5 protein-coding genes and 1 pseudogene are annotated in these 7,501 nt (G+C 52.2%); 5 read left to right on the plus strand and 1 reads right to left on the minus strand.

Annotated features, from left to right (window positions below):
* From CJF39_RS22100 to CJF39_RS22120, 5 genes and pseudogenes are all read left to right on the plus strand, one after another.
* Nucleotides 1-781: pseudogene (locus tag CJF39_RS22100) on the plus strand (hypothetical protein); the annotation flags it as partial.
* 223 nt (nucleotides 782-1,004) lie between these two features.
* A complete protein-coding gene (locus tag CJF39_RS22105) occupies nucleotides 1,005-1,625 on the plus strand; it encodes a hypothetical protein (protein ID WP_094995317.1) in 621 nt (206 codons plus the stop codon).
* A complete protein-coding gene (locus tag CJF39_RS22110; protein WP_056847373.1) occupies nucleotides 1,615-2,712 on the plus strand; it encodes a helix-turn-helix domain-containing protein in 1,098 nt (365 codons plus the stop codon). The genes CJF39_RS22105 and CJF39_RS22110 overlap by 11 nt, the downstream gene beginning before the upstream one ends.
* A gap of 324 nt (nucleotides 2,713-3,036) precedes the next feature.
* Nucleotides 3,037-4,509: an AAA family ATPase gene (locus CJF39_RS22115; protein ID WP_158682876.1), complete on the plus strand. Its 1,473-nt coding sequence runs from the start codon at nucleotides 3,037-3,039 to the stop codon at nucleotides 4,507-4,509.
* Nucleotides 4,506-5,132 carry a retron system putative HNH endonuclease gene (locus tag CJF39_RS22120; protein WP_094995318.1) on the plus strand — a complete coding sequence of 209 codons (627 nt, stop codon included), beginning with the start codon at nucleotides 4,506-4,508 and terminating at the stop codon, nucleotides 5,130-5,132. Before CJF39_RS22115 ends, CJF39_RS22120 begins: the two co-directional genes overlap by 4 nt.
* A gap of 319 nt (nucleotides 5,133-5,451) precedes the next feature.
* On the opposite strand, the gene CJF39_RS22125 is transcribed toward CJF39_RS22120, so the two are convergent.
* Nucleotides 5,452-7,254: a helicase C-terminal domain-containing protein gene (locus CJF39_RS22125; RefSeq protein ID WP_249275415.1), complete on the minus strand. Its 1,803-nt coding sequence runs from the start codon at nucleotides 7,252-7,254 to the stop codon at nucleotides 5,452-5,454.
* Nucleotides 7,255-7,501: the final 247 nt, after the last annotated feature.

Genomic DNA, 7,501 nt, shown 5'->3' on the forward strand with positions numbered 1-7,501 from the left:
TGGGACAGAAATCAGCAATCCGTCCTGGGTCAATTTTCAATCGGCAGGGTGGGTCAGTTTTCAATCAGCGCCAACACAGTTGCCCTTGTTCGAGATTTTTCAGCTGCTGGCAGAGCTGGAGAATGTGGTGAATTTGGTTGCGCTGGTCGATGCCACCCTGCCGGCCAATGCAGCTGTTGATCAGATGTCTCGCTACTTCCCCACCGTGGATGTCCGCATTCGCCAGCAAGGTGCTTTGCCAATCCAGCAATGCCTTCGGAAACTCTCCGAGATCGAGGCACGGATCGATGCAGAGGACGTTCAGCGCATCGCGGTGATCTGTGACTGCCCTGAGATTGCCCACCTGCTGAACCGGCGGTACAGCTCAGTTCCAGCAGATACGAAAGTGCCTAAAAAGGGCGATCTGATTCGGCTTTCTCCTCGTGGTCTTCGACGTAAGGATGACGCCCTGATTCGCATTGTGAACGTCAGGTCGAATGAGCTTTTCGTGTCTCAGTCACAGATGTATCGGATGATCAAAGCAGACGAGTTCGCAGGGTACTCATGGGATGCAGGATTCGCACTGAGCCCGAACGAAGCACTGGGGGTCGAGCTCCCTCCGGTACTGGTGTTCACCTCCGCTCAAGGCGGCGCTGATGGGGAAAGGCCGGGGGCTGCGTTCGTCAGGAACGTGCAGGCGCAAGGAGCTCGCGTGATTGAGCACTGCGTGTATGAGATTGAGGGCTCTCCGAGGCTTGCGAACCCTGGGACTTTGCAGCGGATTGTGCCGCTGGTTGAGTGATGTCAGGAACTGCTGAGCATAACTCCAACCATGCGTTGTGTCGGTTGCTTACAGAGCTCGCATAGACACGACCGATCAATAAACGCTTTGGCTCGGTATCCGCTGACTGAGACGCTTTTGGGTGCGAAGAGCCTGCAGATCCTCCAGTTGACAAACCAAGATTTCTGCACAAAAATACCGGTTGACAGTATCCCTTATTTGCACAGTTTTCGAGGTCGTATCGATGCACGAAATCCAGCACCCAAGTCATTTCGCATCCGAGTTGCTCCCCGAATACCTGGATCTGGTCTGCCAGGAAGTGATCTCAGTTGCGTATCAGGCGCTGGCTGATGCATCTACACCAAACGATACCGCATACACCCGCGCGACCCTGCTCTACGGGCGTCTTCAAGGGCTCTGTAAGGCGTTGGGTGCCGATGTGACCCTGCCATGGCTTGAGCTGCGAAACGGCACCATGGACTTCACGATCAGCATCAACGGAGTTTTGCTACAGATCGTCACCGACGATCCTGATGCTCCTAAGAAACTGCATCGGCTCAAGGCCAATCTGGTCGAGCTGCACCAACTGAGTCTCTTCGAGGCCAGCCCCGAGGTTTCCACCTGGAGACTGTTTGTCGATGGGAACAACGACCTCGAATTCCCTGAGTTCAAAGCCACGATCGTGGGCTTCGATATCAACCAAAATATCCTTTGCCACTGGGCACATGAATACAAGGCCAGCGTGCCGGTCAGAACCAGCGATCTCCCTGCTCAAGTCGAGATCGAGGAACCTTTGGTGGTTCGCAGAAACAAAGACGCCGACACGAAAAAAACCGACGAACCTGGCAGCGTAGATGGACGATAGAACACAGCAACTGGCATTAGGCGACGAATTCTCTCCGGACAAGCTGCGCCTTGCGCGCTGCGCGTCCGGCTGGTCGCTTGCAGACATCGGTGACCTGCTTGGAGTTACCCGGCAGTATGCTCACAAACTGGAGGTAAATGGATTTCCCTCCGCCGTACAGCTGGAAATGCTGAGCACGGCTCTGGGCGTCACTCAGGAGTTTTTCTTTGCGCCCAGACGCAGCTCCGTTGAACTTGAGCAATGCCATTTCCGAAGCGTGCGCGCCTCAACTGTGACGGTGAAGAAATCGATTGCAGCTCAGGTTGAGCTTTTCGAACTGCTGATTGATGAGCTCGACAAAGAAGTCGCGTTCCCGGATATCAGCTTTCGGACACATGATGAACCAGTGACAAGTGTCAATACTATCGAACAGATTGCTGAGCGTTTTCGTAGAGAGCAATCGTTGGGGCTTGGGCCTCTCTCGAACGTCACCAGACTGGTCGAGAAAATTGGAGTGCTGGTCGTCAATATCGCTGAAGCGGATGATCGCATCGACGCGTTTTCCTTACACAACAAGCGCCCACTGATTGTTCGCAACACCGCAAAGCAGAACCCATGCAGACAACGTTTCGACATCGCCCATGAGCTCGGTCACCTGGTGATGCACCAAGGTGTGGAAACGGGCTGCCGGCACACGGAAGATCAGGCCAACCAATTCGCAAGTGCCCTTTTGATGCCCAGGGCAAGCTTTGCAGGAGAATTCCCTGCAATGCGAGGCCGGTATCTCAACTGGCAAGCATTGGGTGAGCTAAAGCTGAGGTGGAAGGTTAGTTTCAAGGCTCTGATCTATCGGGCTCAGGCTCTGGATCTCATCAGCCAAGAGCAGGCCAAGTCAGGCTTCACTTACCTGAATCGTAAGGGCTTCACACGGCGGGAAGATCTCGATGATCAGATCGAGATGGAGTCACCTCGACTGGTGCAGCGCGCCCTGGATTTGCTGGATCATGCGAGTTGGAGAAAAGCTCTCAAGGCTTGTGGGCTTACCCGCGAGATGGTTGAAAGCCGCTTCATGCTCACACCACCTGAGCCACCTTTGAGGCTGGTCTAAAGGATCTACTACGAGGCGGATATGGAGCTCAATTTCGAACGGCTGCAGGCACATATCCTCCCTCTGACGACGGCAGAACCATAAAACCAAAATCCTGAAAAATGCAGGTGCAACTAATCGACCTAATCAGCAAGCAACAGATTTAGCCTGACGTCATAAGAAGATAATATCGAATGCAACATCGGTTACTTTTAAGCCCGCAACCCACACATCATGTTTTGAATGCGACGCCCTAAAGCCAACTTGACAGGCTGGCCCAACAGCATCGCTAGGCCGTAAAACACGGGTAGTATTCCCACTATTTACATACAAGGATGTCTGCAAGTGAAAACACCATCATACTTGCTAGAAAGTGCTCGCTTTGACTTCGGAGACGGCTCTGACGGACATGTTAAATTTATCGGCGAGAACGCCAACTTAAAGAAAACACACATCTCCTTTATCGTTGGAGCAAATGGCACTGGCAAAAGCCGCATGCTAGCCAGCCTAGTAGATGCTTTTAATGAGCAACATTCACAAAACTCAATTGAAGAAAAATATCATCGCCAACTATCAGGCTCACACAACCTGCCATGCATTGAAATAGTGGCGAGGGCACATGGTATCTCAGATCAGACAAGGGCCCAACACTCCGAAGAGAAAAAACTTTCTACACCACATCTTCCATCAAGAATCCTAGCCATTTCTAACCTAGTGATCGATAAGTTTCCTTATCGTCAAGATAGCATCGACGAAGATCAATTCTATTATTACCTAGGAGTCAGACAAGCGACCAATCTGACCACGACGGGATCGACCGATAGAGCGGTGGCTGAGTCGGTGATACGAATGCTTGCCGATAGCACGCGCCTGGAAGCATTTGGGTCATGGATTGATATGGTCTTCGGCAATGGCAGGGAAATCGCATTTGGGTTCAACAGACGTAAGCTTCAGGAAATACGAAAATTCCTCAAAATCGCTAACAAGTTCGAATATATACAAGAGCGGCTAGAGCGGCGCATGGGCTCTAGAAGGGCTGACATGATCAGCGGTGAGGAGCTGCTAGCTATGACAGGCCATATTGAGGAGCTGTTCACTCTACTGGAAAATAATCTTCAAACTCAACTCTACTCTAAAGTCGAGAGAGCCACATTGAGACTGGCCACACTTCAAGAGCAGGACAAATCTAATCTGAGTAGACTTGTGATTGGTTTTTTAGCTGCGAGTCGCGCTGGTATTTCTGTGTGGCCAAGCCTTTTGTTTGAGGGAAGATCGTGGTTGGGCTTTGAGGAGTTGAGTTCAGGGCAGCAAAATTTACTGTCAGTCGGCGCGAAAGTCATTGCCTACGCGACCCCTGGCTGCCTAGTGGTGATTGATGAGCCTGAGGTTAGCCTCAATGTAATTTGGCAACAGCGTTACGTGGAATTATTACAAAAGTCTTTAGCAGGGGCCACTGGGAGCCACGTCATCATCGCGACCCATTCGCCTCATATGCTGTCAAGCGTAGCGCATGGACTTGCCAGTATTGTCACGCTGGGGCGCAAGTCGGATCAAATAGTCGCTGAGGTTCAAGATGGCGTATTCGAGGGTTGGGGTTCCGAATCCGTCTTGTATAACGTATTGCAAATACCGTCTGCGTCAAACTACCACCTGACGAGAGAACTGAGCGCCGTGCTTAAGCACATCCAAGACGGGGGAAAAGACAGAGATTTTCTCAACGGCTTCATGACCAAGATATCTCGCATTAACTACAAAGGCATTGAGCCGCTGGCGCTAGTAGTTAAGGAAGTCCAAACTTACATGGAGCGTCTGAATTGAAAAGGTTCATAGTCCCCTCGTATGGATGGAAGCTAGTCAAAGAATTAAAGCATTATGCAATTACAACCAAGGCCAAAGATCCCTGGAGCCATGGAAAACAGGCAACTAAGAATTTCAAACAAGAAATGACGAGACTCATGCTTATCGAACAGAAGAGGCGCTGCGCTTACTGTGGCTGCCGACTGTTCGAAAAGCGCCCTCACCGAGATCATATAGCCCCGAAGGAATCGTATAGAGAGTGGATGTTTTGGCCTACCAATTTAGTTTTATCATGCTATACGTGCAACACCGACCTTAAGAAAACTTTCGACCCAATATTGGTCAAAGGAAGCACCTATCGACGGTCAGAATTCTCATTCGTACATCCTTACTTTGATGACCTCGACGACCACATCACCTATACATCGGAGGATGTTAAAGTTTTAATCCAAGAGCGTAACGGCTCGACTAAAGGCAAAAAGACCATCGATGTATTTGAGCTCTCCAGCGCGGAGCGTTCCAATCAGCGAGCTAAAGACTATCTCCATGACGAGGACGCGGCAGACTTGTATGGCCACCATCGTGCGTTGCTGGAAAACGCAAGAGCTGCCATTGAGACGCGGCTGTTGAAGATGAATGACTAGAAGCCATCTTGGTGAGGATTGAGTGACACTAATGAGTGTCCTCCCCAGTTCTCAAATGCAAAAGGTGCCTATGCGCCTTTTGGTCGCTGCATATTTACGCCGATGCGACATTCGATTCCCCGTTTACCAAGCTCTGCCCCGCTGGACATGACCAGCTGCGGAGCTGGGGGGCCAGACTCGCAAGCGGATCGACGTCTTGATCAATACCCCAGGTGCTGGTCAGGGCCACTAGCCTATTGAACCATCGATTTTGGCGACCGGCTGACGCACCATGCGCCTGCCGTTCGCCGATTTCAGACGTACTCTGAGTGGATATCCACTACCCTTCCACGAAAGGCACTAAGTAGTTGGCCAATCTGTCCGCGCGTATCTGCGAGTGCTCGATTAAATGCTGGCAATGCCCTTCAAGCTCAATGTCGGTCAATTGAGACTCGCAGAGCGCTCTCAGCAATACCCTAGAATCTGCAACCATTTGATTCAGCCGATCAAGCGTGAGGGCATAGCTCTCGTGTGCTGACGCTGCTGCGGTTGCCTTGTTCGTGGGGTGCACAACCACACGTAGACTTGAGTATCCAGGGTAGTTTTGAACAAACCACTGCTCTGCGACAAGAAGCTGGCCATGCTCCTCCTTGGTTAAAGGGTTCCTGTCCTGCTTGCGACTTTTTGCTTCCAGGATCAGAGCAGCCTTGTTGGGTAGAAGCCATAGTACATCAGGCCCCTCCCCACCGACGTCATGGCGTTCGGTAGAAAGGCCTATCAAGACACCGAGATCTGCAAGCGCCTGCTCAAACTGGTTGGCAGAAGCGTTGCTGTTCAACCTGGATACCACCTGCTCGAAGCGTTGAAGCAAACCACGTCTCATCCGATATCCACGCAGCTGAGATGCAATAGCTGCGCCCTGCGCACCGGGAGTAGGGAGGGGTCGGTAGGGTGATGAGGTGCGCGGACGTAATAGGTTACGGTTCGCCGAAAATGCCGATCGTTGGAGCTCGTCACTGCGCTCGGCTTGCCCCCAATTGTTCGCTATCCGGCCTGCCAATTGGTATAGCCAACCGCGTGTTTGGTCATCAACCGCGTCCTGGGCACCAGCTACCTGATCCAAGCGAGCGATGGCCTTGTCATAACAGCCATCCGCCCAGAGGTTGAAAGCTTTGCGCTCCGTCGACGCCGTATCGAACCGCCTCGGATCTGGCGCTTCCGGCCCCACGTTTTCCGCGAGCGTAGCGGCATGGTATTCAACCCATTCAGTGTTCCGGTTGATGCTGAGCCCGATTGTATTTCCCAAATCGTTAACGTCACTGACTTCCTTGCTGACCGTCGACCCCATTTCGAGCTGTGCTCGGGTCGCACTCGTAAGCAACTTGAAGTTCGCGTCCTTGGCAATCCAACCTGCCAAATCAGAACCAAGAAGCAGCACTACGCAATGGTCACCCGCTCCACGCGCTCCACGTCCAATACCCTGCTCTATGCGCTGCGCTAGCATGCGGCTGATGGTAGCCCCACCGTATAGGGTGGCAGCACGCAGGAGCTCATAATCAGATGTCCCGGAGGGAAGCCCTTCCATCACCAGGATTCTGCATGAATCGCCAGGTAAATCGATCCCATCGTAACGGTTGGCAAATACGACTGGCCCACTCGTTCTGCGAGATTGCAGTGCCTCAATTGCATTCTCAACTTGGTCTGAGCCTTCGGCGAATTGAGCAGTGCCATCCCATGCCTTTGCAGCATAATTGGCATGCACCAACACCACAGCCCCAAGGTTCATCGCAGCGACTTGCTTGAGAATGGATTTAGCGACGCTTTGCGCATCGAAATCGAACTGCATCAGGCTTGGGATCAGGATCATCCGCTCACTGATCCCTGCGAGAGATCTGGAGGCCAACGCGTTGTTCACATGCTGAGGATCGGCGTCGAACGTACGTACAATTTCGCTATCGTCAGCGATGGTCGCCGACATATAGATTCGCCGGGGAGCATCAGCGAATGTGGGGAAATTGTTCACCTGGGGCAGGACAGTCGTAACGGTGAATGCTTTGCTACTGATCAGCGCATGGCACAGGTGCAGATTGTCCCGTAGTAATGGCCAAGCAAACGGAACGTCCTCGCCGTTGCCACGCAACATTCCCCTTACGGTGTCCAACTGCTCATTCCAGGCCCAATAAGGTACTTCCACGACGCCGTTGTTCAGCCCCGAAACGGTATCGTCAAAGGTTCCCAGTCGATCAATTTCTCGAAAGGCGTTACGGAATAAGGTGCACAGCGCGTTATACGTTTCCTTGTCATCCTCAGATGTGTAGTGGTCAACTAATCCCGGACACGACGTTAAGTTTTTTCTCGGCCTGAGCCGGCGTTAGCCCGCCATTAAATTG

Origin of the sequence: Pseudomonas lundensis, from assembly GCF_002269125.1 — a bacterium.
In the GTDB taxonomy this organism is placed as follows: domain Bacteria; phylum Pseudomonadota; class Gammaproteobacteria; order Pseudomonadales; family Pseudomonadaceae; genus Aquipseudomonas; species Aquipseudomonas lundensis_A.

Bases quoted from the DNA above. Each gene is read 5' to 3' on its own strand.
- CJF39_RS22125 (WP_249275415.1), bottom strand. From the start codon at position 7,254: ATGTTGCGTGGCAACGGCGAGGACGTTCCGTTTGCTTGGCCATTACTA.
- CJF39_RS22105 (WP_094995317.1), top strand. From the start codon at position 1,005: ATGCACGAAATCCAGCACCCAAGTCATTTCGCATCCGAGTTGCTCCCC.
- CJF39_RS22110 (WP_056847373.1), top strand. From the start codon at position 1,615: ATGGACGATAGAACACAGCAACTGGCATTAGGCGACGAATTCTCTCCG.